The sequence below is a fragment of the Microcoleus sp. B13-B6 genome, assembly GCF_036705405.1.
Lineage (GTDB): Bacteria > Cyanobacteriota > Cyanobacteriia > Cyanobacteriales > Microcoleaceae > Microcoleus.
The window spans coordinates 1-25,894 of sequence record NZ_JAUBUJ010000024.1; the positions used below are offsets into that span (position 1 = coordinate 1).

General features: G+C 46.0%; 22 protein-coding genes. 15 read left to right on the top strand and 7 right to left on the bottom strand.

Going from position 1 to position 25,894, the window contains the following annotated elements:
* Positions 1 to 486 precede the first annotated feature (486 nt).
* Complete coding sequence (locus QUB35_RS13175; protein ID WP_333142334.1) at positions 487 to 1,215, top strand: response regulator transcription factor; 729 nt, start codon at positions 487 to 489, stop codon at positions 1,213 to 1,215.
* Positions 1,216 to 1,443: 228 nt separating this feature from the next.
* On the top strand, positions 1,444 to 1,842 hold the full coding sequence (locus QUB35_RS13180) for a winged helix-turn-helix domain-containing protein (protein WP_333142335.1): 399 nt from the start codon (positions 1,444 to 1,446) through the stop codon (positions 1,840 to 1,842).
* A gap of 137 nt (positions 1,843 to 1,979) precedes the next feature.
* Here the strand turns inward: QUB35_RS13180 and QUB35_RS13185 are convergent, their stop codons facing one another.
* The gene (locus QUB35_RS13185; RefSeq protein ID WP_333142336.1) at positions 1,980 to 3,938 is read right to left on the bottom strand and encodes a cation:proton antiporter domain-containing protein; all 1,959 of its coding nucleotides are present in this window, start codon (positions 3,936 to 3,938) and stop codon (positions 1,980 to 1,982) included.
* Between QUB35_RS13185 and QUB35_RS13190 the strand changes: the two genes are divergently transcribed.
* A complete protein-coding gene (locus QUB35_RS13190) occupies positions 3,901 to 4,059 on the top strand; it encodes a hypothetical protein (RefSeq protein WP_333142382.1) in 159 nt (52 codons plus the stop codon). The two genes, QUB35_RS13185 and QUB35_RS13190, sit on opposite strands and share 38 nt — an antisense overlap.
* 683 nt (positions 4,060 to 4,742) lie before the next feature.
* Here the strand turns inward: QUB35_RS13190 and QUB35_RS13195 are convergent.
* Positions 4,743 to 6,023 (bottom strand): GH25 family lysozyme, encoded by a 1,281-nt coding sequence (locus QUB35_RS13195; RefSeq protein WP_333142337.1) that lies wholly within the window; start codon positions 6,021 to 6,023, stop codon positions 4,743 to 4,745.
* A gap of 113 nt (positions 6,024 to 6,136) precedes the next feature.
* Here QUB35_RS13195 and QUB35_RS13200 point away from each other — a divergent pair, with 113 nt between their 5' ends.
* The 3 genes from QUB35_RS13200 to QUB35_RS13210 all read left to right on the top strand — a co-directional run bounded on the left by QUB35_RS13200 (position 6,137) and on the right by QUB35_RS13210 (position 9,352).
* Positions 6,137 to 6,631 (top strand): DUF427 domain-containing protein, encoded by a 495-nt coding sequence (locus QUB35_RS13200; RefSeq protein WP_333142338.1) that lies wholly within the window; start codon positions 6,137 to 6,139, stop codon positions 6,629 to 6,631.
* 652 nt (positions 6,632 to 7,283) lie between these two features.
* Positions 7,284 to 8,402, top strand: a complete 1,119-nt coding sequence (locus QUB35_RS13205; protein WP_333142339.1) for a diguanylate cyclase domain-containing protein — start codon at positions 7,284 to 7,286, stop codon at positions 8,400 to 8,402.
* A gap of 29 nt (positions 8,403 to 8,431) precedes the next feature.
* Positions 8,432 to 9,352 (top strand): hypothetical protein, encoded by a 921-nt coding sequence (locus tag QUB35_RS13210; RefSeq protein WP_333142340.1) that lies wholly within the window; start codon positions 8,432 to 8,434, stop codon positions 9,350 to 9,352.
* A 116-nt stretch (positions 9,353 to 9,468) separates the two neighbouring features.
* Here QUB35_RS13210 and QUB35_RS13215 read toward each other — a convergent pair whose 3' ends face one another.
* A complete protein-coding gene (locus tag QUB35_RS13215; protein WP_333142341.1) occupies positions 9,469 to 10,485 on the bottom strand; it encodes a methyltransferase domain-containing protein in 1,017 nt (338 codons plus the stop codon).
* Between the two features lie 584 nt (positions 10,486 to 11,069).
* Here QUB35_RS13215 and trxB point away from each other — a divergent pair.
* The 8 genes from trxB (at position 11,070) to rpoD (ending at position 18,580) form a co-directional block, all read left to right on the top strand.
* The gene (gene trxB / locus QUB35_RS13220) at positions 11,070 to 12,440 is read left to right on the top strand and encodes a thioredoxin-disulfide reductase (RefSeq protein ID WP_333142342.1); all 1,371 of its coding nucleotides are present in this window, start codon (positions 11,070 to 11,072) and stop codon (positions 12,438 to 12,440) included.
* Between the two features lie 405 nt (positions 12,441 to 12,845).
* On the top strand, positions 12,846 to 13,730 hold the full coding sequence (locus tag QUB35_RS13225; RefSeq protein WP_333142343.1) for an ABC transporter permease: 885 nt from the start codon (positions 12,846 to 12,848) through the stop codon (positions 13,728 to 13,730).
* 172 nt (positions 13,731 to 13,902) lie between these two features.
* Positions 13,903 to 15,108 carry an AAA family ATPase gene (locus tag QUB35_RS13230; protein ID WP_333142344.1) on the top strand — a complete coding sequence of 402 codons (1,206 nt, stop codon included), beginning with the start codon at positions 13,903 to 13,905 and terminating at the stop codon, positions 15,106 to 15,108.
* A 51-nt stretch (positions 15,109 to 15,159) separates the two neighbouring features.
* Positions 15,160 to 15,765, top strand: a complete 606-nt coding sequence (locus tag QUB35_RS13235; RefSeq protein WP_333142345.1) for a DUF4276 family protein — start codon at positions 15,160 to 15,162, stop codon at positions 15,763 to 15,765.
* A 342-nt stretch (positions 15,766 to 16,107) separates the two neighbouring features.
* The gene (locus QUB35_RS13240; protein ID WP_333142346.1) at positions 16,108 to 16,362 is read left to right on the top strand and encodes a hypothetical protein; all 255 of its coding nucleotides are present in this window, start codon (positions 16,108 to 16,110) and stop codon (positions 16,360 to 16,362) included.
* Positions 16,363 to 16,566: 204 nt separating this feature from the next.
* Positions 16,567 to 16,728 (top strand): hypothetical protein, encoded by a 162-nt coding sequence (locus QUB35_RS13245; protein WP_333142347.1) that lies wholly within the window; start codon positions 16,567 to 16,569, stop codon positions 16,726 to 16,728.
* Between the two features lie 116 nt (positions 16,729 to 16,844).
* On the top strand, positions 16,845 to 17,138 hold the full coding sequence (locus tag QUB35_RS13250; protein ID WP_333142348.1) for a hypothetical protein: 294 nt from the start codon (positions 16,845 to 16,847) through the stop codon (positions 17,136 to 17,138).
* Between the two features lie 275 nt (positions 17,139 to 17,413).
* A complete protein-coding gene (gene rpoD, locus QUB35_RS13255; protein WP_333142349.1) occupies positions 17,414 to 18,580 on the top strand; it encodes an RNA polymerase sigma factor RpoD in 1,167 nt (388 codons plus the stop codon).
* 210 nt (positions 18,581 to 18,790) lie between these two features.
* On the opposite strand, the gene QUB35_RS13260 is transcribed toward rpoD, so the two are convergent.
* The 3 genes from QUB35_RS13260 to QUB35_RS13270 all read right to left on the bottom strand — a co-directional run bounded on the left by QUB35_RS13260 (position 18,791) and on the right by QUB35_RS13270 (position 23,296).
* Positions 18,791 to 18,943, bottom strand: coding sequence for a chlorophyll A-B binding protein (locus QUB35_RS13260; RefSeq protein ID WP_190735352.1), 153 nt, complete (start codon positions 18,941 to 18,943; stop codon positions 18,791 to 18,793).
* A 125-nt stretch (positions 18,944 to 19,068) separates the two neighbouring features.
* On the bottom strand, positions 19,069 to 20,556 hold the full coding sequence (locus QUB35_RS13265) for an ATP-binding cassette domain-containing protein (RefSeq protein WP_333142350.1): 1,488 nt from the start codon (positions 20,554 to 20,556) through the stop codon (positions 19,069 to 19,071).
* Positions 20,557 to 20,743: 187 nt separating this feature from the next.
* On the bottom strand, positions 20,744 to 23,296 hold the full coding sequence (locus QUB35_RS13270) for a DNA topoisomerase (ATP-hydrolyzing) (RefSeq protein ID WP_333142351.1): 2,553 nt from the start codon (positions 23,294 to 23,296) through the stop codon (positions 20,744 to 20,746).
* A gap of 1,907 nt (positions 23,297 to 25,203) precedes the next feature.
* Between QUB35_RS13270 and QUB35_RS13275 the strand changes: the two genes are divergently transcribed.
* The gene (locus QUB35_RS13275; protein WP_006632892.1) at positions 25,204 to 25,599 is read left to right on the top strand and encodes a response regulator; all 396 of its coding nucleotides are present in this window, start codon (positions 25,204 to 25,206) and stop codon (positions 25,597 to 25,599) included.
* A gap of 90 nt (positions 25,600 to 25,689) precedes the next feature.
* Here the strand turns inward: QUB35_RS13275 and QUB35_RS13280 are convergent, their stop codons facing one another.
* A complete protein-coding gene (locus QUB35_RS13280) occupies positions 25,690 to 25,884 on the bottom strand; it encodes a hypothetical protein (protein ID WP_333142352.1) in 195 nt (64 codons plus the stop codon).
* Positions 25,885 to 25,894: the final 10 nt, after the last annotated feature.

Genomic DNA, 25,894 nt, shown 5'->3' on the forward strand with positions numbered 1-25,894 from the left:
GTCCCGCCCGTCCAAAAAGGACGGGCGGGACGCCCATCCCACAAACTTGTGGAAGTTATTTAATTCTCATTCCTTAGTCTGCGGAGGCAGACTTCGTGTGTGTAGTAGCGGTTTCAACCGCCGAATCATAAAGGGGGTAGAAAACCCGGATTTTTCTTCTGGGTCCTGATAGCGAGGACTTTCGCTTTGAGGCAGGGGTTAAAACCCCTGCCGGACTATAGGTTTAACTTTTTATAGGGCTGGAGATTCTTCGTTTTACTCAGAAGGACAGAACTACGTCCCAATGCGTAAGTCCTGATATTCGCATACGTTGCACTTTCCCGCAATCAAGTTTGCACCTGATACTTCATCAACTCTGTGGGTAGAACGAATGATTTTTTGATCGGAGCTGCTTAAGATTTAAGTAAAGAATGAATCTAATTAGAACAGAGTTTGAACCTACAATTCCTAACTTGGCACCATTAACTAACAAGAGAGTCGAACATTATGACAATATCTACTGGTCAAAATCACAAAATTCTGCTTGTAGAAGATGACGCCCCCGTCCGCACTCTCGTCTACCGCTTTTTGAACCAGACATATCAAGTACAAGTTGCGGCAGACGGCAAAACAGCTCTCGAAATTTTTGAGGAATTCAACCCTGTTCTGGTGATATTGGATTGGAATTTACCCGACACAACTGGGTATAAACTCTGCCAACAAATGCAAAATCAAACTAATGTTTTAGTTGCAATTCTGAGCAGCCGCACCGGCCAAGAAGATCGGATTAAAATCATGAAAGCAGGTGCCGATGATTTTATTTGCAAACCGTTTAATCTTGAAGAATTGGCAGTGAGAGTTGAAGTCTTGTTGAGGCGGGCGAGATCCGTCGCTCCGCCCAACCTTATCTTCGGTCAATTAGCGATCGATTTAGTGGGTAGGCAGGTGAGATTGAAGGAGCAAATTCTAACGCTGACAGCCTTAGAATTTGAAATATTGTGTTTTTTGGCAACTCATTCGGGTAAAGCTTGCAGCCGCCAACAGCTAATCGAAAAAGTTTGGGGGTGGAAATCCAATTATGCAACCGAAGAGCGAGTGGTGGACGTGCATATCGGCCAAATTCGCAGGAAAATGGCTAAAGTTGATGCCGCTGTTCCCAATTTTATTCAAACTGTTCGGGGATACGGTTACAGTTTTGCTCCGAGCGCTCGGAGTAACAAGGTAGTTTGTAATTGAAACAGTCCTTCCTTAAGAAGGAGGACTTTGAAGCATCTTCCCCTCTTTATTAAGCGTGCAAGGGGATATCTAAGGGCTAATTAAAAGACTGTTAAGCTGTTTAGCATTTAAACTGCGTATTTTACAGACTGAAACCCAATACTTGCTTAGATAGCCTCTGAGTTTTACATGGTGAACAGCTTACTCGCTTTCTTGAACTTTGAAATAGTCGCAATAGAGTCAAAAATTATGACGATATCTACCGCTCGAAATTCCCAAATTCTGGTTGTAGAGGATGACGCCCCCGTCCGCAATCTTGTCTTCGGTGAACTAGCGATCGATTTAATCAGTAGAGAGGTGAGATTGAAAGAGAAAACTTTAGCTCTCACACCTTTAGAATTTCAGCTATTGCATTTTTTAGCCATTCATTCGGGTAAAGCCTGGAGTCGCCAACAGCTAATCGAAAAAGTTTGGGGATGGAAATGCAATGACGCACGAGACGAGCAAGTGGTGGACGTGTATATCCGTCTGATTCGCAGGAAAATGGCTAAAGTCGATGCCGCAGTGCCGAATTTCATTAAAACTACTCAAGGATACGGTTACATTTTCCATCCGATCGCTCGCAATCACAGGGTAGTTTCTAATTGAAGAATCATTATTATATCAGGTAAATTGAACACCGCTATAGTCTGGTCAATTTACCTGCTGTATTTTTATGCCGATCGATGAAAGCAAAGCCGCGATCGCGACAAGCAGATTATAGAGTACGATCGGGATACTAACCCTTATCGCGAAACTGGTGGCTGCAAAACTTTAGCATCCTTTGCTATTTCCGCTGACTCCAAAACCTCCTCTAAAACCGGAGAAGGAATTGGCACTTCTTCAACTACCTGATGCTTTTCCATAGTCAAACGAGACTGCGACGAACCCGACAATCTTTTCAACAATTTCGGTGTCGGATCGTACAGCAAATAAATAATTCGATCGCCTGCTTGCCAAATCTGAGTCGCCGACACTACTTGCAAGTACCCTTGCCTTTCCAGCAGCAGCGGCGCCAACTCCCCGGCTTTAACCAAAGCTTGCAAGTGAGCAATCTGAAACTGCAATCCCTCTGTTTTTAACTCAGTTTCCCCCAATTTCACTTCGCCGTCGCTTAAATATTCGTTCCAATCCTTCAGCGACAAATCGGAGACAAAAGCTTGATTGATTTTAGTCGGATTTGCAGGCGTATTTGCTTGCGGATCTTTGGGGAATATTGCCAAAACCCTCGGCGGTGCAAACTCTTCGGCCGCTCGCTGAGCTAACACTAAGTTTACCTCGCCGTTGTTAGTCATTGCCAGAAAAGTTCCCATCGATTCCAGTCCGGCTTCTTCTAACACGCTGTGATCCAGAGCACTGCTCAAAAACACCCGCAAACCCTCTCGTTCTGCTTGTTCGCAAGCTTCGGGATTTGTGTCGATAATTGCCACCGATTCTCCGCGTTCTTGAAACAAGCGAGCAATTAATCTGCTCAAAGGATTTGACCCGACAATTGCTGCACCTGTTGCGGATTTTGAGGTGATGCCCAAAATTTGAGCCATCCGTCCGGCGGTTAGTCCCTGGACGAAAACTGTCATAATAATTGTTAGGAAAACTAAGGCTTTAATCGAGTCGCCGCCGTTGATTCCCCGCTGGGTGAGCAAAATTGCAAATAAAGATGCGATCGACGCTGAGACAATTCCCCTCGGCGCTACCCAACAAACAAATAATTTCTGCCGCCAATTCAGTCCGCTGTTCCAAGTACACAGCCAAACGTTGATCGGCCGCACTACCCACATTAAAGCTAAAACTGTAAACAAACTTCCCCAACCGAGCGCGACCACACTAGCGAGGGATAAATCGGCCGCCAGCAGCACGAACAGCATGGAAATAGCCAGGACTGTCAGTTGACCTTTAAACCTCCTCAGCAGCCTTTCTTCCGGCACAGCAGCGGCTCTGAGGACGATGCCGGAGAGGACTGTTGCCATCAGTCCCGATTCGCTGCGGATTTCTTCTGCTAAGCCGAAAAATCCCCACAAACCGGCTAAAACTACTAAGTTTTTGAGGTCTTCTGAGAGAAATTGCGATCGCTTGAGAATGAATCCCAGCAGCCAACCTCCCGCAACTCCGATGACTGCGCCAACGAAGAGTCGGACGATTAAATCTCGGAACACAACCAGCAAATCAGCATTGCCGTTCAAAATAATATTCAGCACCAATACTGCCAGAATTGCCCCGACAGGATCGATTAAAACGCCTTCTGCTTCTAGCAAGGCGGCAACTTTTTTGTCAACTGATACTTGTTTGAGCAAAGGGCCGATTACTGTCGGGCCTGTGACGACTACTAGAGAAGCATACAGAAAGGCGATCGGCCAGGGAAATTCCCCCAACCAGTGTGCGGCCATTCCGCCGCCAATTAGCGTAATTAAAGTGCCTACGGTAACTAAATTGCGGATGCTGCCGGAAACTTTGCCCAAATCTCGCAATTCCAAATTCAAGCCGCCTTCAAACAAAATTAAAGCTACGCAAAGGGATACCATAACTTCCAAACCGCTGCCCAGCAGATTGGGGTGCAGCACTCCCAAGCAGTCTGGGCCGGCTAAAATGCCAAACAACAGCAAAAAGACGATCGCCGGAACTTTCAGATAAGCGGCGAGAACTTGAGCGCTGATGCCACAGAGGACGGTCATGACCATCAACTGGGTGATGTTAAAGGGGATTTCCATAGATATAATTGTTACAGGCTGCCCGCTTAGTTTTAAATGTGCGATCGCGGGTAATTGGAGTGCAGGCGCTATTTTCGGCGCAGCTTACAAACTCGGCACGGCCCTGGATTTTTCCCAATAAGATTAAAAAACGTTGATAGTCGCTATAACTTTATCAGATAATTCTCTTGCCGTCAAAGATGGCAGTAAGCTGTAGCTAAGCGAGAGATTATCTGTTATGTTCGAGAGTCTGATGGGGTGCGGGCAGAGAGGGAGAGGGTTTGACTAATTTTGATGGGGAGTCAATCGATTGCGCGATTTTAGATTTTAGATTTTAGATTAAAGAATTGAAGCATTGACCCCACGGATAAATTCGGGGGGCAAGTTTCATCGGATACAGGTTTTTTATTTCACCGGTCCTGAGTCTGCTTTCGGAATGAATCACGTGGCGGGTATCCTAGATGCTTGATTGTCAATCTCCAATCAAAAAGCTCACATCTCAAATCGATCGCCGCCAGACTCATCTTTAGAGTAGTTTCCATCTAAAAAACTCTAAAATCCCATGATTCATCTGTAGAGTCAATCTCAAATCTAAAATCTAATCGATCGCCCTCAGACTCATCTTTAGAGTAGAGTTCCCATCTAATATTATGTCCGGTCGATTACCCCTAATACGGTAGGGGCCCGTGAGCCAACAATACCGGCCTATAATTGACCATCTCAAAAACCCGCCCTTTTAATCGCGGTCACTCGATCGGACATGATATAAAATCTCAACTCGCAAGATTCATCTGTAGAGTCAATCTAAAATCTATAATCTATAATCTATAATCGATTGGCATTCTGCCACCTGCGAAGAAACTCCGATAGAATTGCCGGCGAAATTCGCCCTTCCAGCCAATCTAAAGCCTGGTTCTGGTTTGGTGCAGCCCGATAAAATTTGCACGCATCTATCAGCCGAATCGGAGAATTAGTGACAATAGATTGAGAGCGCCATTTTTGTGCAAACTCGTTAATAATAGCCGGAGAAAGTTGTTTTTGCAGCCAATCTAAAGCTTGGTCTTGTTGTGCTAAACCGCGATAAAATTTGCCGACATCTATCAATCGCAAATTAGTGTCTGGAGGTAAGGCAGTTGCCCGCCATTTTTGAGCAAAGTCCGCTAAAACAGAGGTAGGAACCTGACTTTGCAGCCAAATTAAGGCAGTATCTTGGCTAGCCTTAGCTTGATAAGACGAGAATACCTGAGTCAGTCGCACGTCTGATATGGGAGGGGGAGTCGGAGTGGGAGTCGGCTGCGGGGTGGGTGTCGGCGCTGGAGGGGGGACAACTACTTTGGGAGATTTTCGCATCAAAGCGGCCCAGGTTTTGAGGCTGGCAATGCCGTCTGGATTGAGACCTTGAGATTTCTGAAACGAGATTAGCGCCGCTGTGGTGTTGGCTCCAAATTTACCGTCCATCGCGCCTTGATAGAAACCTTTAATTCTTAATTCCCTCTGGATGTCTGCAACTTTATAACTTACGGCGCCTTCTCGGACGCTTTCAAAAATATTGGTGTCTACATTGCCCGATACGCCGGAGACGCTGCCGCTGTCGCTGTACTGCCAAAAAGTCCAAGTTTTCCAGCCGCCGGGAACCCAAGGTTCCTCAGCAGTGGTATAGTGAGCAATCCACAGGGGGTAATCGGCCAACCGTTTTGTCCCCAAGTTGTCCCAGAAACCGGGGTAGGTGTAGATAATCGGTCGCATCAAGGTGGCTTTTTCGACGGCTTCTAGCCAAATTGCGGCTCGATCGCACAATTGATCCACACTCAAACCGCCTGTAGTTTCGATATCCAAGACTGGCGGCAAATCCCCCGGTTCGAGTTTTACAGTTTTCAAGAACAAATCTATTTGTCCTTGAATGCTGCTTGCAGGTCGAAAAAAGTGGTAAGCGCCGCGTTGAATCCCCGCCGCTTTCATGGCCACCCAATTGCGGGCGAAAGTTTGGGCAACGAACGTTGCACCCTCGGTCGATTTGACAAAACTGAAGGTAATACCATCCCTGGCAACTGCTTGCCAATTGACATTGGGCTGGTAGTCGGAAACATCTATACCGCGAATACTCATATTGTGAAGAGTTGAAAAAAGCTGGTTTGCTCTGAAGCAGCGACTCGATTAAGGGTACATTAAATTGTAATGCTAAGTCGCTAAGTGTTTTTTTTGGAGGGGAGATGGTGCACATGAACTTCGATAGAATAGAGCCCAGCCCTGGTGAAGAGTCTGTTTGGGATTACCCGCGTCCCCCTCGGCTTGAGGAATCGACCAAACACGTACAGATAATTTTTAATGGAGTGACGATCGCCGACACGCGCCGTCCTCAGCGGGTATTGGAGACGAGTCACCCTCCTGCCTACTATATCTGCCCCGATGACATCAAAATGGAATATTTGCACAAAACTTCACGAGGTTCTTGGTGCGAGTGGAAGGGGCAAGCCGGTTATTACACTGTGACGGTAGAGTCGAAAGAAGTAGTCAATGCTGCTTGGTTTTATCCCAATCCTAATCAGGTTTTTGCAGCTATTAAAGATTATGTGGCTTTTTATCCGAGCAAGATGGATGCCTGTTATGTGGACGGGGAATTAGTGCAATCTCAACCAGGGGATTTTTACGGCGGCTGGATTACCCAAGATATTGTCGGCCCGTTTAAGGGAGGGGCAGGAACTTGGGGGTGGTAAGGGAATGTGGAGTTTTGAGTTTTGAGTTGAGGACAGGGGCAGACACCGCGTTTTTTTACGCAAAACCTCGTTACAGCCTCGACCCAGGTTTAACAACCAAGTTTCTTGAGTTTGTGTACACCGTCAATCGATTTTAGATTTTAGATTGTAGATTTTAGATTGAAGCATTGACCCCAGGGATAAATTCGGGGGCTTGTGTATCGGATACAGGTTTTTTATTTTTCCACGGATGAGTACGGGGGCTTGTATCCTAGATGCTTTCGGTCAATGAGTTGAGGAATGGCGCCGAAATCGTTGTTTTACGCCCTAAAAATCCCCTAGTCAAAAATAGAGTAAAAAATCGAGAATAATTCAATAAATCTTTAATTTAGTGAGTATGAATCAATGCAATGCAGCTACGGCAAAAACTCAGGCAGCAGCATTTTCCATTATTTAAAAATAGTGGAGGAAATAATACAACCAATGGTAAGAAATAAATAATTATAGCGGTTCTCAAGCGTGGTGAGGTATGCCCTATGCCCTATGCCCACGGAGGCCTATGCCCTATGCCCTATGCCCATGAGTACCTCATATGAGAGCTCGAAAGGCTATATATAATTGAAGAGCTGACACTAGCTTTGTTGCTGGTTTATTGTTTATTCGGATCTGCGCTGTGTCTGTTGAATTTATTGAGCCGTCTAACTCGCCAGAAAACTCACCCCAAAATTTATCTTTAGAGTCTACCCTTAAGGATCTGGCTCTATTCAATTTTCAGGTTGACTCCTCATATCTCGCCAAAGAAGTAGCTCGGTTGTTTCAATCTCAGCCGCTGCTTCCGGGAGTTATCTTGACCGTAAATGGGGAATTTTTAGGGATGATATCGCGTCGGCGATTTATGGAACGAATGAGCCGCCCTTACGGAGTAGATATATTTGCTTGCAGACCGATTATAGCCTTGTATCAAATAGCTCAAACCGATATTTTAATTTTACCAGGAGTAGCCTTAATTGTCATGGCAGCTCAGCGATCCGTGCAGCGACCGCCGGAACTGCTTTACGAGCCGATTGTTGTGCAGTTAGAACCTCAAGTTTACCGACTTTTAGACGTGCATCAACTCTGGGTAGCTTTATCCCAAATTCACCAACAAGCTACTTGGTCTATGAGCGAACTTTATTACAATTTATCGCTCACGCAATCCGAGTTAGAAGCAGCTAACTCTCAATTAAAAGCAGCTAATTCCGAATTGTATCGCCTTGCAAACTTAGATGGCTTAACTCAGATTGCCAACCGCCACTGTTTTAACGAATACTTAGAGAAAAAATGGCAAGAATTGGGAGAAGCAGCAGCCGAACTATCTTTGATTTTATGCGATGTTGACTTTTTTAAGACATACAACGATACTTACGGACATCAGGCGGGAGATGCTTGCTTGCAGCAGGTAGCCAAAACTATTGTTGAGGCTGTACATTACTCAGCAGGCGCAGTTTCGGGGGAGACTCTGGTAGCTCGTTACGGAGGTGAAGAATTTGCGGTAATTTTACCCCGCACTTCGTCTGAAATAGCTGTTTGGATTGCAGAGCGAATTCGAGTTTGCGTCAAAGAACTAGAAATCGAACACCTTAATTCAGCGGTGTGTTCTTTCGTAACGCTGAGTTTGGGGGTAGCGAGTACGTTTCCTCAACCCGAAACTTCTCAGGAAAACCTGATTGCAGCGGCAGACCGTTCGCTTTATCATGCTAAAGACCTAGGGCGCGATCGAGTGATTTTAGATGCTATAAAATTAGATAAGTAGAAGAGGTTGAGTTCAGGAACTTTTGGCTTATGGAATTGCAGGAATGGCAAAAATTGAGCGAAGAACAAAAAAATCGCTACTCACAGGAATTAGCAGCACATCTGCCACAGTCAGTAATTTTTAAAGGTTTGCGATTTTACCCTGATGGGGGCTCCGAACTCTCTATTGCCATTTTTGAGTATGGAGGAGCTTTATTTTCTCTGATGCCAGGAGGCGAAGTCCAAATTGGATGCGAAGCCGGCAACTTTCGCCCGACAGACGAGCAAATTGAATCATTTCAATATACTGCCGAGGTGTATGAGATCGATCGAGATATATACTCTTACGTCCAAAGCGTCACTACACCTCCTCGAAAGGTGACATTTTCGCCGATGCTTGTAGAAATTCAACCGACAAAAATCGGTCTTGAGGCAATTAGTTCGGAGTCACTTAAAATCCAGAATTTATTAAAAGAGTTTCCAGACAGGCAGAGGATGATATGTAACGATAGATACGGATTCGATCGTGCTGAGGATGGCTCGATTGAGGCTTGGCAAATTACGAGCAAAACGCATGAAGAACTCGCGACTGAATTGGCGACTGAAGGACTGCGCTTGCTAACTTTCGACGAATGGGAGTATGCTTGCGGTGCCGGAAGTACCACTCTATTTCGCTGGGGAGACTTAAATCCTAGCGATTGCTACCCAACTGACAAGGCAGCCGACTGGAAACTCCACTTGCAGCCCAACCTTTTCGGACTCCACATCGCTCAAAATCCTTACGATGGCGAGGTAATTAGCGACAAACATACAGTCCGAGGCGGAGACGGCGGATGCTCCATTTGCGGTGGACTTGGCTCTTTTTTTGGTTGGTTGCCACTAGCAACTGCCTACTGGGAACCCGATGCACTTGAGTGGTTGGATGAAGACATTAGCGGAAACCTCATGCGCCGCATAATTCCATTACCCTAACGCTGATTCTGGCTTTTTCTTCCCTATTCTTCCTTCGTGTCCTTCGCGTCTTCGCGGTTCAATCATACTAATTCTTCCTGCCCAAAAGTAGATATTTGCAACCGATCGCCCCGTGCCTACAAAGACTCGCACCAAGCACGCTCCGCCGTCCAGTGTCTGTCTGAAGATTCATAAATCCTCAACCCATCCAACCCGGCATTTTCGATCATCTCCTCAACTTCATCCAGCGTAAATGCTGCTTGCAACGAATCGCTGAATAACTGTTTTTGATGCGCGTTGCAATCTCCCGCATACAGATTGACTAAATTATCCCTGATTTCCGCTTTTTCCGGCCGCAGCAAATCCCGCAAAAAAATTGCTCCCTGCGGCTTCAATACCCGCTTGACTTCCTGCAAAAACGGCAGCGGATCGGGCAAATGGTGGATAATGCTGTTAGAAATCACCATGTCAAAATAATTGTCAGGGTAAGGCATGGCTTTAGCATCGATTAATTCGAGACTTATTTGCGATCGCACGCCCGCCTTTTCCACATTTTGGGCCCCAACTTTCAGCATATTTGCCGACAAATCAATGCAAGTCAATTTCCATGCTGGCCGGAGTTGACAAAGGGCGATCGGAATTCTCGCCGTACCCGTCCCCGCATCCAAAACGTTTCCAAAAACCGGCCCCAACGCCGCAGCACTCTGAGCAAAAGCAGCATTAACCTCAGTAAAATCCATCGAATCGTATTCGATCGCCTCTTCCAAGGAATCCATCACTTCCGGTTCCAAAACTCGCTGCATAAAATTTATCTCGTTCTCTGGAATTTCCATATAGGGATTCAGTTTCGCCTGCAAAAGCTCGACTAATTCCGGTTCCATATATTCGTAATTGTCCGGGATTTGCAGGCAAATAACTTTCTTGCCTTCGAGACTTTCGGGAAATTTGCTGCGAAGTCGATCGCCATGCTTCTTCTCCATCACAAATATCAAATCCGCCCAACCCAGCAAACCCTCAGTTACTCTAATTCTTGCACCTTTTTCCGTTCCCGCCGATCGCACGCTGTAGCCACTAACCTTCTCGCATATTTTCTCGGCAGTCAAACTCCTCCACTTATTCCGGCTGCATACAAACAATATCTTGATTTTATCCATTCACACACAAATACAAAATTCTATGTTAATTGTGGCACGGGCGTCCCGCCTGTGCTTCCAAAGCGGTTAAAAATTTCCTTCTAATTTTCCCCCGATCGCACCTTGCATACCACAAATACTGTATTTTGTCAAATCCGGCAAAATCTCCGTTACAATTCTTAAACCATAAAATGCGGATTTTGCATAAATAATTGTACTTATTACATTTGCGAATTCGTTAATTTTACGATTTTAAAAGCTTTCAGCGTCAAAAACTTAAATTAGTCATAATGCCCCTGGATTGTGAAAATCGTACCACAAGCCTCAAAACAAGTAAATAGGTAAAATAATTGAGAATGAAGTCAATAATTTTGGTCGTCTTTAGATTTTCTTAAGATTTCAGCCCTTAAAATAGATCGAACATTTAAAACTAAATCGACTTTTAGATTGTTTTTGCTTATTAAAGTAGCTGGAATTGCCCCGAAGACCGATCGACCCTCAACAATAGATACAGATGCTCGATCGCCCAATGGCATCAAACCAAACTCGATCGAACTCTGCTAGAATTAGTAAAACGAAGTCGTTATGAGTTTAATTAAATAGCTATGACCAACGAAACCGTAGAAAACCTAGTAATTATCGGCTCAGGCCCAGCAGGCTACACAGCAGCAATCTACGCCGGGAGGGCAAACCTGAAACCCGTAGTCTTTGAAGGCTACCAAATGGGAGGCGTCCCCGGCGGTCAACTGATGACCACCACAGAAGTCGAAAACTTCCCCGGCTTTCCCGAAGGCATCACCGGGCCGCAACTGATGGATCGGATGAAAGCTCAAGCAGCGCGCTGGGGTGCCGAATTATACACAGAAGATGTAATTTCGGTGGATTTGACCAAGCGTCCGTTTACAGTGCGATCGGAAGACAGAGAAATCAAAACCCACACGATAGTAATCGCTACAGGCGCGACGGCGAAAAGGCTGGGGCTGCCTAGCGAACACGTATTTTGGAGTCACGGCATTTCTGCGTGTGCGATTTGCGACGGCGCTACCCCAATTTTTAAAGGAGTAGACTTAGCTGTAATCGGCGCGGGCGACACAGCAGCGGAAGAATCTATTTATTTGACAAAATACGGCTCTCACGTACATATGCTGGTGCGGCGCGATCAAATGCGCGCGAGCAAAGCCATGCAAGACCGAGTGCTGAGCAATCCCAAAATTACCGTGCACTGGAACACCGAAGCACTGGATATTTTGGGCGAAGCCGGTGGCAAAATGGACGGGGTGAGACTTAGAAATATCGTGACAGGCGCCCAGAGCGATTTGCTGGTGAAAGGATTGTTTTATGCGATCGGTCACACTCCCAACACTCAACTGTTCCAAGGTCAGCTAGAACTCGACGAAGTAGGCTATATCGTTACCAAACACGGTTCGGTAGAAACCAGCGTCGAGGGAGTTTACGCCGTCGGCGACGTGCAAGACCACGAGTTTCGCCAAGCAATCACCGCAGCAGGCAGTGGCTGCATGGGGGCGATGCTGGCAGAACGTTGGCTGTCAGTTAACGGTTTAATGCAGGAATTCCATCAAACTGAGGAATCCGAGCAACCCACAGCAGCGCCGGAAGCTCCAAAAGTACGCAAAACCAGCGAGAACTTTGATATCAACGACACGCGCCACGAAGGAGGTTATGCTTTGCGGAAGTTGTTCCACGATAGCGATCGACTGATTGTGGTCAAATATGCCTCTCCGAGTTGTGGGCCTTGCCACAGCCTCAAGCCGATTTTGAGCAAAGTAGTAGATGAGTTCGAGGGCAAAATCCACTACGTGGAAATTGACATCGAAGAAGATCCAGAAATTGCTGAAAATGCTGGCGTGATTGGTACGCCGACGATTCAGTATTTCAAAGACAAAGATTTGGTAGCTGAGCTCAAGGGAGTTAAGCCGAAAAGCCAGTACCGCGAGTTAATTGCCAGCAATTTGTAGAATTCGATCGATTTTAGATTTGAGGTTTGCCAAGAGAGATTTAACCTAAACTCGACTTGCGTCCCGCCTGCCAAAAACCCGGTTTCTCCCCTGCGCGCCAGTCCCGTACAGGGGAGAAACCGGGTCTTTTTTAGCCGCATCTCCCGAAAAAACCCGGTTTGTCGCGAGTGTTTGGCGAATGAGAAAGAGGATTTTTGACCAGGAATTTCAAAGGTGGTACCCGCCACGTGATTTATCCGTGGAATCAATCCCAAATCGAAAAGCGAAAATCAGAAGAGCCCCCGCATTTATCCGTGGGGTCAATCGAAAATCTAAAATCTAAAATCTAAAATCGATTGACTGTTCCGGGTTTTTGCGCCTGAGTGCTACTAAAATCGAAAAGTCTTATATAGGTCGATCGTCATTATGGCTCAAAGCCGCCTCCGACTCCCGCGATTTCTCAACAGTGCCTCACCGTCAAGCCTGTCAATGAAAATGATGTGGGCAGGTTTGACAATAACTGCCGTGTTTATATTGGTAGCAACCTTGTCTCCAGCTATGCAAGCTTGGGGATGGCTGCAAAATCCTACCGAGGCTTTGAGTAACCCCATCCACGAACCGCCGTCGGCGAATTATTGGTTTGGTACTAGCCGCAGCGGCTACGATGTGTTTTCGCGCACGCTGTTTGCTTCTCGCGCGGCTTGGCAAGTGGTGATTTTAGCCACTGCTTTGAGTTTGTTTATCGGTGTGCCGCTGGGTTTGGTTAGCGGTTATTTGGGCGGTAAGCTCGATCGAGTGTTGTTATTTTTAATGGATACAATTTATACTTTGCCGGGGCTGCTACTTTCTTTGACGCTAGCGTTTGTAGTGGGAAAAGGAGTTTTGAATGCTGCGATCGCCCTGAGCATTTCCTACATCCCTCAATACTACCGCGTCGTCAGGAATCACACCACCAGCGTCAAAACCGAATTATTTGTCGAAGCCGCGCGAGCAATGGGTGCTGACACTTGGACAGTGCTTTCGCGCTACCTGTTTCTGAATGTGATTCAGAGCGTACCTGTGCTGTTTGCCCTCAACGCTGCCGATGCAATTTTAACATTAGGAGGTTTGGGATTTCTCGGATTAGGACTTCCCGAAGCAACTCCTGAATGGGGACACGACTTGCGTTTAGCTTTAGATGCGCTACCTACTGGCATTTGGTGGACAGCTTTGTTTCCCGGTTTAGCGATGACTTTAATGGTGGTGGGACTGTCTTTGGTGGGGGAAGGATTAAACGAGTTTGTGAACCCCCGCCTGCGGAATCAGCAGTAATCTGTCTCGCGGTTAAATTAAGTTCTCCGTCAGGACTTTAGTTTTTTCTTCTTCTCTTTTCTTCCTACCCTTCGGGAACGGCTTCGCCGAACGCGCACTTCGCGTCTTCGCGGTTCGTTAAAGGAGAAATTAGGATAAAAAAAACCGAGATTATAATTGAGGAGGTGAAATCATGAAATCTATTCCCCGTATAGAATATCTCAAAGTACAAAATTACCGTGCTTTGCACAATCTCCAACTCAAAAATCTCACCCCCTTAACTGTATTCTTAGGCCCCAACGGTAGCGGCAAGTCAACTATTTTCGATGTTTTCGCTTTCCTATCCGAATGTTTTACCGAAAGCCTCAGAAAAGCCTGGGATAGACGGGGCCGATTTCGAGAATTACGCACCAGAGACAGCGAAGGCTGCATTATCATTGAATTAAAATATCGAGAGACATCCGACTCGCCTTTAATTACCTATCATCTCGCTATAGATGAAGAAAATAATCGTCCCTTCATTGCTGAAGAATGGTTGCATTGGCGACGCGGACAATCGGGAAAAGGAAAACCCTTTCGTTTTTTAGACTTCAAAAAAGGGGAAGGACAAGTCATTAGTGGCGAAAGTCCTGATGAAGAAGGTGAAAGGATAACCGAAAAACTAGAATCATCTGAATTTTTAGCAGTAAATACATTAGGACAATTTGCCAAACATCCCCGCGTTAGTGCATTAAGACGTTTTATTACAGGCTGGTATTTATCATATTTAACCGCAGATCATACCCGCAGCCTTACCGAAGCAGGTGCACAGGAAAGATTGTCCGCCACGGGGGATAATTTACCAAATGTTATCCAATACCTCAAGGAACAACATCCCCAACGGTTAGAAGAAATACTAAAAACCCTTTCCGGTCGTATTCCACGCCTCGAAAAAGTCGAAGCCTCAATCATGCAGGATGGCAGACTTTTGTTGGAAATTAAAGATGCTCCTTTTTCTCATCCAATTCTGGCAAAATTTGCCTCCGATGGTACCTTAAAGCTCTTAGCTTATTTGATAGTATTATTTGACCCAAATCCCCCGCAGTTAGTGGGGATAGAAGAACCAGAAAATCATTTACATCCGAGATTATTACCTCAGCTTGCAGAAGAATGTCGTTCTGCTTCTGCGAATACTCAATTAATGGTGACAACGCATTCTCCCTTTTTTGTGGATAGTTTGAAACCAGAGGAATTATGGGTATTATATCGAGATGAGAAAGGTTTTACTCAAGCAAAAAGAACCGCAGATATGCAGGGAGTAAAACAATTTATGGAACACGGTGCCTTACTGGGTTCGCTGTGGATGGAAGATTTCTTTGAGGTGGGAAATCCGCTTAAAAATGCGGGTGCACCGCAATGATTTTACACTTAAAATAAAGAGAAGGTGAGGATTTTGCATCTTGAGTTTTTAGTGGAAGAAGCATCACTAGAATCAGCTTTAACCCAGATTTTACCCAAAATATTGCCATCGACTGTTACCTATAAAATTCATGCTTTTCGAGGGAAAACCGATTTACTGGCTAAATTGCCTAACCGTTTGAAAGGTTATCAAGCATGGCTTCCGCCTGATTGGAAAATTGTTATTTTAATAGATGAAGATCGAGAAGATTGTATAAAATTAAAACAACACCTAGAAATAATAGCAATATCATCGGGATTAATCACTAAATCTTCCTGTCAAAAAGATAAATCATTCCAAGTCTTAAATCGAATTGTAGTTGAAGAATTAGAAGCGTGGTTTTTCGGCGAGGTTGAAGCAATTCGCCAAGCTTACCCTAAAGTCTCTCCCAATTTAGCTACTCAACAACCGTATCGCGACCCCGATGCTATTAAAGGGGGTACATGGGAGGCTTTGGAAAGAGTCCTGAAAAAAGCTGGATATCATCCGGGAGGACTAGAAAAATATAAAGCCTCTAGCGAAATTTCTCAATATATGAATCCTGAATTGAATCGCTCTAAAAGCTTCAAAGTCTTTTATAAAGCTTTATTAGAAATCATCAATAGTAAGCAAGTATAATCAACTTTATAGACAATTTTCGCTCTCGTCATTGCTGAGCTAGGAGCCAGGAATGATTTAGAGATCAAACCTAGATCAGCGCTTTCTGATGACACGCTGTAAATAATAACAAAATTTTGAGCATCGCACCAGCGTCCTACCCCTCCACATCTTTAAGCGCATCCTGCGGTTTAGGCATTCTCTCACAATAGCAAGCACATCGCTAACTGGGTAAATTTTTCTTCCCTGGCGGAGTTATTATCTGCAGGTAGTTGCATCAACGTCCGCTGGGGATTTTTTTGCGTCTGCTTGAAATTATCAAGACAATTCGGGAATGCTACCTAAAATTAATTAAAGGGCTTTATGGAATCTTTACGCTGTCACGATATATTTAAAGGAATCGTGAAGTTATACTTCCGGGAGATGTCTAATTGTATGGTTTGTGAGAACGTGCGATCGCGTAAGTGCGAACCGAAAGCCAAAAATTTTAGAGAAGTCCGCAGCCCAGAGTTGCGCGGCGGCTTAACTCTCAGTAGAATTTATCCGGGTGGTTTTTGCCACGGACGCGACAAACTCGTGTCGAACTGCTTAAATAAGAATGTGACGTTAAGAACTTAATGTGATTTAACGTGAAAATTAAACCCAATTTCTGAGATTTGAGCTAACTTAACAATTAAAGCCCCTGTTGCACTACTCAACCCGCAACGCTTCATTTGGGGTCAGAGTCGGTCTCTAATCCAGAGTTGCCGGCTTAAAACTAAAGCTACGAGCTTTATTCAATCGCAGATTGCGTATGATTCAATTCAGGGAAACAGGGTAATGATGGGTGTATCTACACGGATGGTATTGGTTCCAATTTGGGCAACTCAAAAATTGTCTGCTAACTGTCTGGCCAACTACGCCGCAGCCGTTCACCCAGATATACGCAGAAAACAGCGCCGTTCGATCGTGCCAAAGTTTTTGCGGGCCGTTCTCAGGATTTAGCAGAGCCGGACATGAGTTAGTATTGTCAAGCTAAGCTGACAGAGTTTTCCTAGTTCTTGACCAACAATGGAAAACAACTTCCATTTTTTGTGAGAAAGGCTACAATCGGAAAGGTCTTGGCAAGATCCGATTCTCCCCGTTTGGTGCTTCAACCCTCTGCTGTTGCATTTGAGGCAGCAGACCAGCATCCAAGGTGGCGAAAATTTGCCGTGCAACTGTCATGTCTGACAACCAGAGTGAAAGCAAGGCGCATCAAAAGTTCGACACCTCGAATACAAAAGTTAGAGGGTTCCGTGCCGAAAACTTGTACGGGTAAAAGCTCGAAGTACCGAGTAAAAAAGCCAGTATTTTTGGAAGTGCGATCGATCGCACTTCATGGTTTGCTTCTGGACGCCAGGTATCGCAGATGATGTGATAACTCGCTCCGAAAGAAAAAGCCTCAAGCTCAATTCAAGGTCGCGATGTTAAAATCTGCGATCGATTGAATGCCCTGGCTGCTTCAGACCAGAACTCGAACTGTGACTCATAAAACAGGTGCAGTTTCGGTAACAGATTCAGGTAGCCGACCGAAAATCCCACTATTTTTTCCTGCGGGAATGTCAATACTGGCTAACTTGTCTAAACTACAAACAGACACTATTCCACTGTTATTTATTCTTTAATTCAGGAGCATGAGGAAGACGGCATGATCCAGGCTAACACCGTACTCGCAACCACAATTACACCGGAAATGGAAACACTCGAGTTGCTTCGGGGCGCCGAAAGCGTTCTACCTGAGAGCGAGTTGGAACTCTTTATCGACGAAGAAGACGATCGAGAAGAATTCTTAGACTCTCAATCTGAGGAAGACCCTAAATCTGGCAAAGGCGCCAAAGCCCGCCGTCGGGCACAGGCAAAGAAAAAGCATTATACTGAAGACTCTATTCGTCTTTACCTGCAAGAAATCGGTCGGATTCGATTGCTGCGAGCTGACGAAGAGATTGAACTAGCGCGCAAGATTGCAGATTTGCTGGAATTAGAGCGAGTTCGAGAACAACTGCTCGAAGAGTATAACCGCGAACCCAAAGACAGCGAATGGGCTAATGCTGTAGATATGGCACTTCCTGCATTCCGTCACCGACTCCACGTCGGCCGTCGGGCCAAGGAGAAAATGGTGCAATCAAACCTGCGTTTGGTGGTGTCGATCGCCAAAAAATACATGAATCGCGGTTTGTCTTTCCAAGATTTGATTCAGGAAGGCTCTTTGGGTCTGATCCGGGCCGCTGAAAAATTCGATCATGAAAAAGGCTACAAGTTTTCTACCTACGCAACTTGGTGGATACGTCAGGCCATCACCCGAGCAATTGCCGACCAATCCCGCACTATCCGCCTGCCGGTTCACCTTTACGAAACCATTTCGCGGATCAAGAAAACTACCAAACTCCTGTCTCAGGAAATGGGCCGCAAGCCTACGGAAGAAGAAATCGCCACTAAGATGGAGATGACGATCGAGAAGTTGCGGTTCATTGCTAAGTCCGCACAGTTGCCCATCTCTCTAGAAACTCCGATCGGCAAAGAGGAAGACTCGCGTCTGGGAGACTTTATTGAATCTGACGGGGAAACGCCAGAAGATCAAGTCTCGAAAAACTTGCTCAGGGAAGATTTGGAAAGCGTTTTGGATACTCTCAGCCCCCGCGAACGGGATGTACTGCGACTGCGTTACGGCTTAGATGACGGACGGATGAAGACCTTGGAGGAAATTGGTCAAATCTTTAACGTCACCCGCGAGCGGATTCGCCAAATCGAGGCTAAAGCCCTGCGGAAGTTGCGCCATCCCAACCGGAACAGCATCTTAAAAGAATATATCCGCTAGAGTAATTTGCTAGCATCACCCGAAAGAGTGATTATCACTCTTTTGGGGGGGGAACCCCCCGACCCGGTTTGAGCTATAGCTGTTAAATTTTGTGCTGCTAACTGCAGGGAGCAATTGGCTATTTGTGGCCCAAATCGCGCTGTCAAAATTTTGGGAGTCCGTAACGGAACTCCCAAGCTTTGCATTGGCACAAAAATCTTAACTAGAAAATTACATCACGCCCCAAAAGTGAAGCAGACCTTGACCGGAAACCAATTCGATGATGACAGCGGCAGAAAAGCCAATCATAGCGAAACGACCGTTCCAATTTTCGGCTCCTTCGCTGAAGCCCCAGTTCCAAGCGTTGCGTTTTTGTTCTTGCATAGTGCGAACTCCTTTCGTTAACTTGTGTAAGGCTTATGTAAATAAATATAACATTCCTTGAAAAAAATGCAAGCTTGTGATTAGTGATATCGGTCACAACGGTCGATCGACCTTGATGATTTTGCCTAACGAGGAAAAATAGCCAACTCGGTATCAGGGTCGAACAAGTGAATCTTGTCATGGGCGATGGCCAACCAAAGCTCCTCGCCAACTCGGATCGATCGCTCCGGAGGAACCCGCACTTGCATCCGCACGGCCGGAGCATCCGTCAAACAAACTCCCAAATAAGTTTCGTGTCCCAAAGCCTCTACAATTTCCACTTGTACCGAAATATTTTTGGTAGCCGGAGGGTTAATGCTCAGATGTTCCGGCCGAATGCCCAAAATTAGCCCTCGCCCGTCATATTGTTGTAGACTTTTTGCCCAAATATCGGGTAAAGTAAAGCGAAATTGCGGGTGAGAAATCAACAAGGGGGCACTAAATTCCACCAACAAGAAATTCATCGGCGGAGAACCAATAAACTCAGCAACAAACAGATTAGCCGGCTTATTGTAAAGCTCTAGAGGTTGAGCTACTTGCTGAATCTGGCCGACCTTCATAATAGCAATCCGATCGCCCATAGTCATCGCCTCAGTTTGGTCGTGAGTTACATAAATAGTTGTAGTTCCCAACTGTCGCTGCAACTGCACAATTTGCGATCTCGTTTGGGCCCTCAATTTCGCATCCAGATTCGATAACGGTTCGTCCATCAAAAAAACTTCAGGATTTCTAGCCATCGCCCTACCCAAAGCTACCCGCTGCTTTTGCCCTCCCGAAAGTTGTTTCGGCAAGCGATTTAAAAGAGATTCTATTTGCAATAATTCAGCTACCTCCCGCACTCTTTTTCCTACAGCCTTTTCCCGTTCCGACAAGTAGCGCAAACCCGGAGGCAACTTGCGAGTCGCTCCTACCAAAAAATCCTCCCATAAAGCATATATTCGCTCGTTGTTTAAAGTATTAGAAGCTAAATAATTAATAAGCTCTTTTACCTGATTCCTGATTTTTTCTGCCTTCTCCCTGCTTCCTTTTTCTTTTTCTGTCTCTTCTCCCTTCTCTCTGCTCCCTTCTAGCTGCTTCCTTCTAGCTGCTCCCTTTTCCCTTGTTCCTTGTTCCTTTTTCCTTCTATCAGTTACATCCGTTACATCCGTTACAGAATCCGTTGCCGAACTTCCTTCTTCCTTCTCCCTTTCCGAGCGGCGCAATCCAAAGGCGAGATTATCGTAAACTGTTAAGTGAGGATAGAGAGCATAATTTTGAAATACCATAGCGATATCTCGGTCTTTAGGAGGCAAATCGTTAAGGAGCCGATCGCCAACCCAAATATTGCCGGCAGTCAAAACTTCCAAACCGGCGATCGATCGCAGCAAAGTGCTTTTTCCGCAGCCAGAAGGCCCCACCAGCACCATGAATTCCCCGTCTTCGACCGTTAGGTTAATGCGCCGCAAAACGCTGTTAGACGAAGGGCGATCGGCTATAGGCGAGACACTTTCTGCGACGGTGTTTGCTTCTTTTTCCTGTTCTCCTTGGCGGAGCGGAAAACTTTTGTAGATATTTTCTAATACAACTTGCGCCATTAAACAATTTTAGATTTTAGATTTTAGATTTTAGATTGGGGAATTGGAGGCAGAGCCTCCGGGTATGTATTCCCAGGCAGAGCCTGGGAACAAGGCTGAATGGGGAATAGAATTGGACGTAGACGCTCGAAGGCAACAAGGCCAAGTCTCAATCGAGGCACAGCGAATAATGACCAATGACTAATGACTATTGACTGCTGATAACTTTGATAATTTTTTCACCTGGATTGAGGTCAAAAACTCGATCGCCCGCAGCATCTTTCCCCCAAAAAGCTATAGCATCAATAGTCGATCGCAGCAGGCGGCCAGAATTAGTAAAAAGTTTGACATCCGTACCCGGAACAGCCTGCAGCAAGCCAACTAAAGCATCTTTAGGCTCTGAGAAACGAAAAGCTTGAGTGCCAATTTCGCCCCTGTTAGTAAGTCTGACAGAACCTGCAGGCATTCGTTTTGCCCAACCCAACTCGGAAAATAGTACCAGACTGTCGTTCGCGTCGAGAGTGATGCAACCCACCAACTCTTCCTGCTTCCGCAACCTGGTTACTTGAGATCCCTGGGCCGCGCGGCCCATTGGCGGCAGTTGTTCATCATCGATCTCAAACCGAAGGACTCGGCCTCCTGAAGTTGCGATCGCCACTTGCTCGCCGACTTTACCCAGACTCGCACAGCGCAGCCGATCGTCCTCCTTGAGTTTAACAACAGTAACGCCGCGATTAGTCAAATCAGCAAATTCCTGCATCGGCAAGCGCTTAATTTTCCCTTGCTGAGTCAGAGTTACTAAATCTGCCGCTTCCGAATTTTCCGGCAAAATAAAGTGTGCAACTGTGATTTCCGACAAAGCGCGACCGGCACTTTCTTTAGTAGCACTCGGCGACAACAAACTAACGATCGGCGTTCCCCGGTCTTTGGCGCTACTACTAGGAATATCGGCCACTTTCAGCGGGTAAGCTTTGCCGTTAGGAGTTAAGACGACCAAAGTGCGATCGGTTTTCGTCAGATCTGCCGTCACAATAAAATCTTCATTTTTTTCTAAAGCTGAAACCGATTTTTCGCGACTTTTCGAGCGTGGTTTTTCCCCAGGCGGCAAGCGTCGCACGTACTGCTTGTGCGAAAATTCAACAATAGTTTCCTCTGCCTCTAGAACGGGCAATAAGTTAGGCTGAATCGTTGCCGGCGACAACTGCTTCACCCCAGAATTTTTCTTGCCCGCAAATTGTGATTCGGCGTTTGCTGCGCGTGCAGTTCCATTGGCGAATTTAGTGCGGCGGGGGTCAGCGTACTTGCGTTTGAGCGATCGAAATTCCTTCTTTAAAGCCTTCAAAAGTTCGCGTCTGTCGCTCAACAACCGCTGCAATTCTTGAATATTAGCCATCAACTCATCAAACTCAGACTGCAAATTTTGCCTTTCCAAACCAGTCAGCCTACGCATAGGCATCGCCAAAATCGCATCAGCTTGACTTTCGCTCAAATTGAGGCGAACTTGGAAAGTTTGCTTAGCAGTAGAGCCGTCAGGAGAATTTCTGAGAATGTCGATCGCGGTATCGAGATTTGTCAAAGCCAACATTAAGCCTTGGACAATATGACAGCGGCGTTCTGCAGCTTGCAACTCGTAATTGTAGCGGCGGGTAAGAGTCACTTCCCGGAAATCGAGAAATTCTTGCAACAATTGTCTCAGCGTCAACTGTCGCGGTTGACCGTTGACAATTGCCAGCAAAATCGCGCCAAAATTTGTTTGCAGGTCAGTTTGTTGGTAAAGACGAGCCAGAACCGCTTCAGGGGTAAATTCCCGCTTGAGTTCAATCACCACTCGAATGCCTTCGCGATCGCTCTCGTCACGCAAATCAGAAATACCGTCGAGGCGGCCAGCATTGACCAACTCCGCCACCTTTTCAATCCAAGCCGCCTTATTTACCTGAAACGGAAACTCCGTCACCACGATCGCCGTTTTAGTACGCACCTTGCGATTACCTGGCACTTCTTCCACCCCGGCCACACCCCTGACCGCAATGCTGCCTCGACCCTTAGTGTAGGCGTCAACAATGCCCTCTGTAGCGACGATTTCCCCTCCGGTTGGAAAATCAGGACCTGGAATCAGTTCTATCAACTTCTCGTCGGATAGTTCCGGGTTTTCAATCAAAGCAATTAAACCGTCTACCACCTCCCCCAAATTGTGCGGCGGGATATTAGTTGCCATCCCCACAGCAATGCCCGTACAGCCGTTGAGTAACAGAAACGGCAACTGAGCAGGCAGCGCCGTCGGTTCCTGCTGGGAACTGTCAAAGTTAGCAGTAAAATCAACAGTTGCATCGCCGACTTGGGTTAGCATAGCTTCGTGGGCGATCGGTGCTAGCCTCGTTTCCGTATAGCGCATAGCAGCCGCCGGATCATTGTCCACCGAACCGAAATTGCCGTGACCCGCCAGTAAAGGATAGCGGCTCGAAAACTCCTGAACCATGCGTACCAGAGCGTCGTAAACCGATTGGTCGCCGTGGGGGTGATATTTTCCCAAAACATCTCCAACTACCCTGGCGCACTTACGGTAAGGTCGGTCTGGCGTCAGACCGAGTTCGTGCATCGCATATAAAATTCGACGGTGAACTGGTTTTAAACCGTCGCGGACATCAGGCAAAGCTCGCCCGACGATCACACTCATGGCATATTCGAGGTACGATTGCTGCATCTCGGCGTGCAGAGGCGTAGAAATTACTTGCCCGGAAAGTAGGTTGAGTTGTTTAGCCATGAGTCCTTGTGTCCGTTAATTCCTGAGTGAAAACAGCCTCTGTCAATAATGCCGAGGTTCCCTGTCTCGATTTAAAAGCCTTTGCAGCAGGCGAACCGAAAGTTCGACCCAACCGCCCAGTTGAAGAATAAAAATAAACTTAACTTGTGAAAGCAGAATCAGAGTCCCGAAGACGGGCCACACTGGCCTCTTACTCTCCACTCTTACCCTAACCTCTATGTTGCCTTCATTTGTGTCTACCTGTCTATTTACCTTCTGCCGTGAGAAGGTTGATTCACAGGAGAACACGGAATGCCAGAAACTCAGAACGTAGTGAGGCTGTAGCTCTTCCTAGGAAAGCATCACGAGGGACTTGAGTCCCCGTCAATCCATGATAGAATTTAATTGCAATTAGGAATAACCATCTACACGAAGAAATATTATATTCAGGAGAAACCCCAGATTGATCTCGTCTCGGTATAGTCGTAGCTTGGATCAAGCAGCAATGGTAGACGATCGAGCTTACCGTATTTTGGCAAGCGTGATGGACTCCGAAAGTATTAAAAAAGAAAAGTAAGCGGAATTGGAATACCTCTGGTACTGGTACTTGTTCTGATCGTGTAGAGGCGACTGGACTGTCAGTAACCCCGGTCTAAAGACACGGGGCTTGCAAGAGAAATCTGGCAAGCCGTACTGACCAGACTAAGGCTTAATTGCCTACGTTTTGAGAGTCACGACACCCTGTGGATGTGTAGCTAGTCCCCTGCTCTGTCCGAAGCAATTAAACAGTTCTAAGGTCACGCTCAACAGTGTTGCAGGTCTAACAAGCTCTCGAAACATTGTCGAAGCTAACATTACCCCATTCATGGGAGGCACAACCAGTGCAAAATACTATGCGTACAGGATTGGAAGATTGGAAGCGGTAATTGTCCCGTTGAAAGTGCAATACAAAAGTACACTCCCGTTAACCAATCCCAAGGCGGTAGTAAATCAAAAATATAAAGCCGTGCTTCTAGCACGGGGTTTCTACCCATTTTTTCTGATGAGGGAAGTCCAAGTTTTGGGCTTATTCAACCATAGAGCGTGGCCCTGACTCGCTGAGAGTGTCAAAAATGCCGATATTGATGAATTCATCAGTCAAAAGCTCTCCTGGCGATATCTCCTAGTCTGACATCCCCTTGATGAACGCAAGCGTCGATATTTTCAGCCGTTTTGAGGGGTTAAAACTGAGTATTAGGAATCTCCAACAATCCCCGCTCGATTCGCTACTCCGAATGCTGTGGCGACGGGAGTATGTGAATAAACATGGCTTGATTCTAATGAGGAAGAAGGAAAATAATTATCACACATTCCCGAATCTAATACCAGTTCAAAAAATAGTGCAACTGTAGGCCCGTGTTCCAAACGGATATCCAGTCAATCAGTTCCCATCTAAAATCTAAAATCTAAAATCTAAAATCTAAAATCTAAAATCTAAAATCTAAAATGGTAGAAGCCGAAGGCTTGACCGAAAGAGAGGATACTATAGTCCAGGACGCACGGGTAGTCAGAAACCGGGTTTTTTCATAGCAAGAGTTCGTTATAGCCCGCCGAAACGATCAAAAACCCGGTTTCGAGGCGTCGTCCATCCGTCCTGGATTGTACTAGAAACCTGCTACCTGAGAATCAGGAGACTCTCACCAGTTCCAGGTCTAGTTATAAAAAAGAACTAAACTGTCTGTGTGTAGTAGTCTAAATGATGGTACTGGATGCTTCTAAGCATCTGTAAACCCTCTCACAGCTAGTGGCTCAAGGATATACATACGGGTTTTGCAGGGTTCCCGGCTGATGGCGCTAAAAACTCTGCATTTTTGACGGGGATGTAGTCCCTGTGCCGTGTTCCTCTTTGGACTAAAGTCACAAAGTTTCTATACTTCCCATATTTATTTATGAAAACCGTTCTGATTGTAGAGGACGATTTGGTTAATGCTCGGGTTTTTTCCAAAATTCTGACTAAGCGGGGGGGCTTAGCCGTAAAGCACACGGAAAATGTTGAAGAGGTGATGCAGATTGCTGCCAACGGCGAAGCTGATTTGATTTTAATGGATGTGTCTCTTTCGCGCAGCGTGTACCAGGGCAAATCTGTTGACGGCATTAAGATTACTCAACTGCTCAAAGCTGACCCGCAAACGGCCTCGCTGCCGATTATTTTGGTGACTGCTCACGCGATGGCCGGTGATAAAGAAACATTTCTGGATCAAAGCGGTGCCGACGGTTACATCTCTAAACCTGTGGTAGACCATCAAGAGTTTGTTAATCAAATCAAGGCTTTGCTGCCTGATTGAGTGAACCATATATGCAGAAGGAAGAAGGAAAAAGGAAGAAGGAAGAAAGAATTGTTTGTTTGAACCAACAAACAATTAAAACTCTCTTATTTACAAAGTTTTCTTGAACTCTGAATCTTCCTTCTTCCTTCTTCCTTTCGATGTCCGATCGCACAAAGCTATGAGTTCGGACTTGTAATTTCTGAGGACAAATTTGAGATTTTTATGACGAGTGAAATAGGAGTGTGCGTTGCGACGAGGAACGAAATTATCCTCAGCGATCGCAACACCATTCACTCGCTTCATGCAACCTCAA

What these genes read in the sequence shown, in the direction of transcription:
- QUB35_RS13270 (WP_333142351.1), bottom strand. Translation starts at nt 23,296, where the DNA reads ATGGCTAAACAACTCAACCTACTTTCCGGGCAAGTAATTTCTACGCCT.
- QUB35_RS13240 (WP_333142346.1), top strand. Translation starts at nt 16,108, where the DNA reads ATGGAATCTTTACGCTGTCACGATATATTTAAAGGAATCGTGAAGTTA.
- QUB35_RS13230 (WP_333142344.1), top strand. Translation starts at nt 13,903, where the DNA reads ATGAAATCTATTCCCCGTATAGAATATCTCAAAGTACAAAATTACCGT.
- QUB35_RS13245 (WP_333142347.1), top strand. Translation starts at nt 16,567, where the DNA reads ATGGGTGTATCTACACGGATGGTATTGGTTCCAATTTGGGCAACTCAA.
- rpoD (WP_333142349.1), top strand. Translation starts at nt 17,414, where the DNA reads ATGATCCAGGCTAACACCGTACTCGCAACCACAATTACACCGGAAATG.
- QUB35_RS13190 (WP_333142382.1), top strand. Translation starts at nt 3,901, where the DNA reads ATGACCATCAACTGGGTGATGTTAAAGGGGATTTCCATAGATATAATT.
- QUB35_RS13215 (WP_333142341.1), bottom strand. Translation starts at nt 10,485, where the DNA reads ATGGATAAAATCAAGATATTGTTTGTATGCAGCCGGAATAAGTGGAGG.
- QUB35_RS13175 (WP_333142334.1), top strand. Translation starts at nt 487, where the DNA reads ATGACAATATCTACTGGTCAAAATCACAAAATTCTGCTTGTAGAAGAT.
- trxB (WP_333142342.1), top strand. Translation starts at nt 11,070, where the DNA reads ATGACCAACGAAACCGTAGAAAACCTAGTAATTATCGGCTCAGGCCCA.
- QUB35_RS13275 (WP_006632892.1), top strand. Translation starts at nt 25,204, where the DNA reads ATGAAAACCGTTCTGATTGTAGAGGACGATTTGGTTAATGCTCGGGTT.
- QUB35_RS13225 (WP_333142343.1), top strand. Translation starts at nt 12,846, where the DNA reads ATGGCTCAAAGCCGCCTCCGACTCCCGCGATTTCTCAACAGTGCCTCA.
- QUB35_RS13195 (WP_333142337.1), bottom strand. Translation starts at nt 6,023, where the DNA reads ATGAGTATTCGCGGTATAGATGTTTCCGACTACCAGCCCAATGTCAAT.
- QUB35_RS13260 (WP_190735352.1), bottom strand. Translation starts at nt 18,943, where the DNA reads ATGCAAGAACAAAAACGCAACGCTTGGAACTGGGGCTTCAGCGAAGGA.
- QUB35_RS13185 (WP_333142336.1), bottom strand. Translation starts at nt 3,938, where the DNA reads ATGGAAATCCCCTTTAACATCACCCAGTTGATGGTCATGACCGTCCTC.
- QUB35_RS13180 (WP_333142335.1), top strand. Translation starts at nt 1,444, where the DNA reads ATGACGATATCTACCGCTCGAAATTCCCAAATTCTGGTTGTAGAGGAT.
- QUB35_RS13210 (WP_333142340.1), top strand. Translation starts at nt 8,432, where the DNA reads ATGGAATTGCAGGAATGGCAAAAATTGAGCGAAGAACAAAAAAATCGC.
- QUB35_RS13200 (WP_333142338.1), top strand. Translation starts at nt 6,137, where the DNA reads ATGAACTTCGATAGAATAGAGCCCAGCCCTGGTGAAGAGTCTGTTTGG.
- QUB35_RS13265 (WP_333142350.1), bottom strand. Translation starts at nt 20,556, where the DNA reads ATGGCGCAAGTTGTATTAGAAAATATCTACAAAAGTTTTCCGCTCCGC.
- QUB35_RS13280 (WP_333142352.1), bottom strand. Translation starts at nt 25,884, where the DNA reads ATGAAGCGAGTGAATGGTGTTGCGATCGCTGAGGATAATTTCGTTCCT.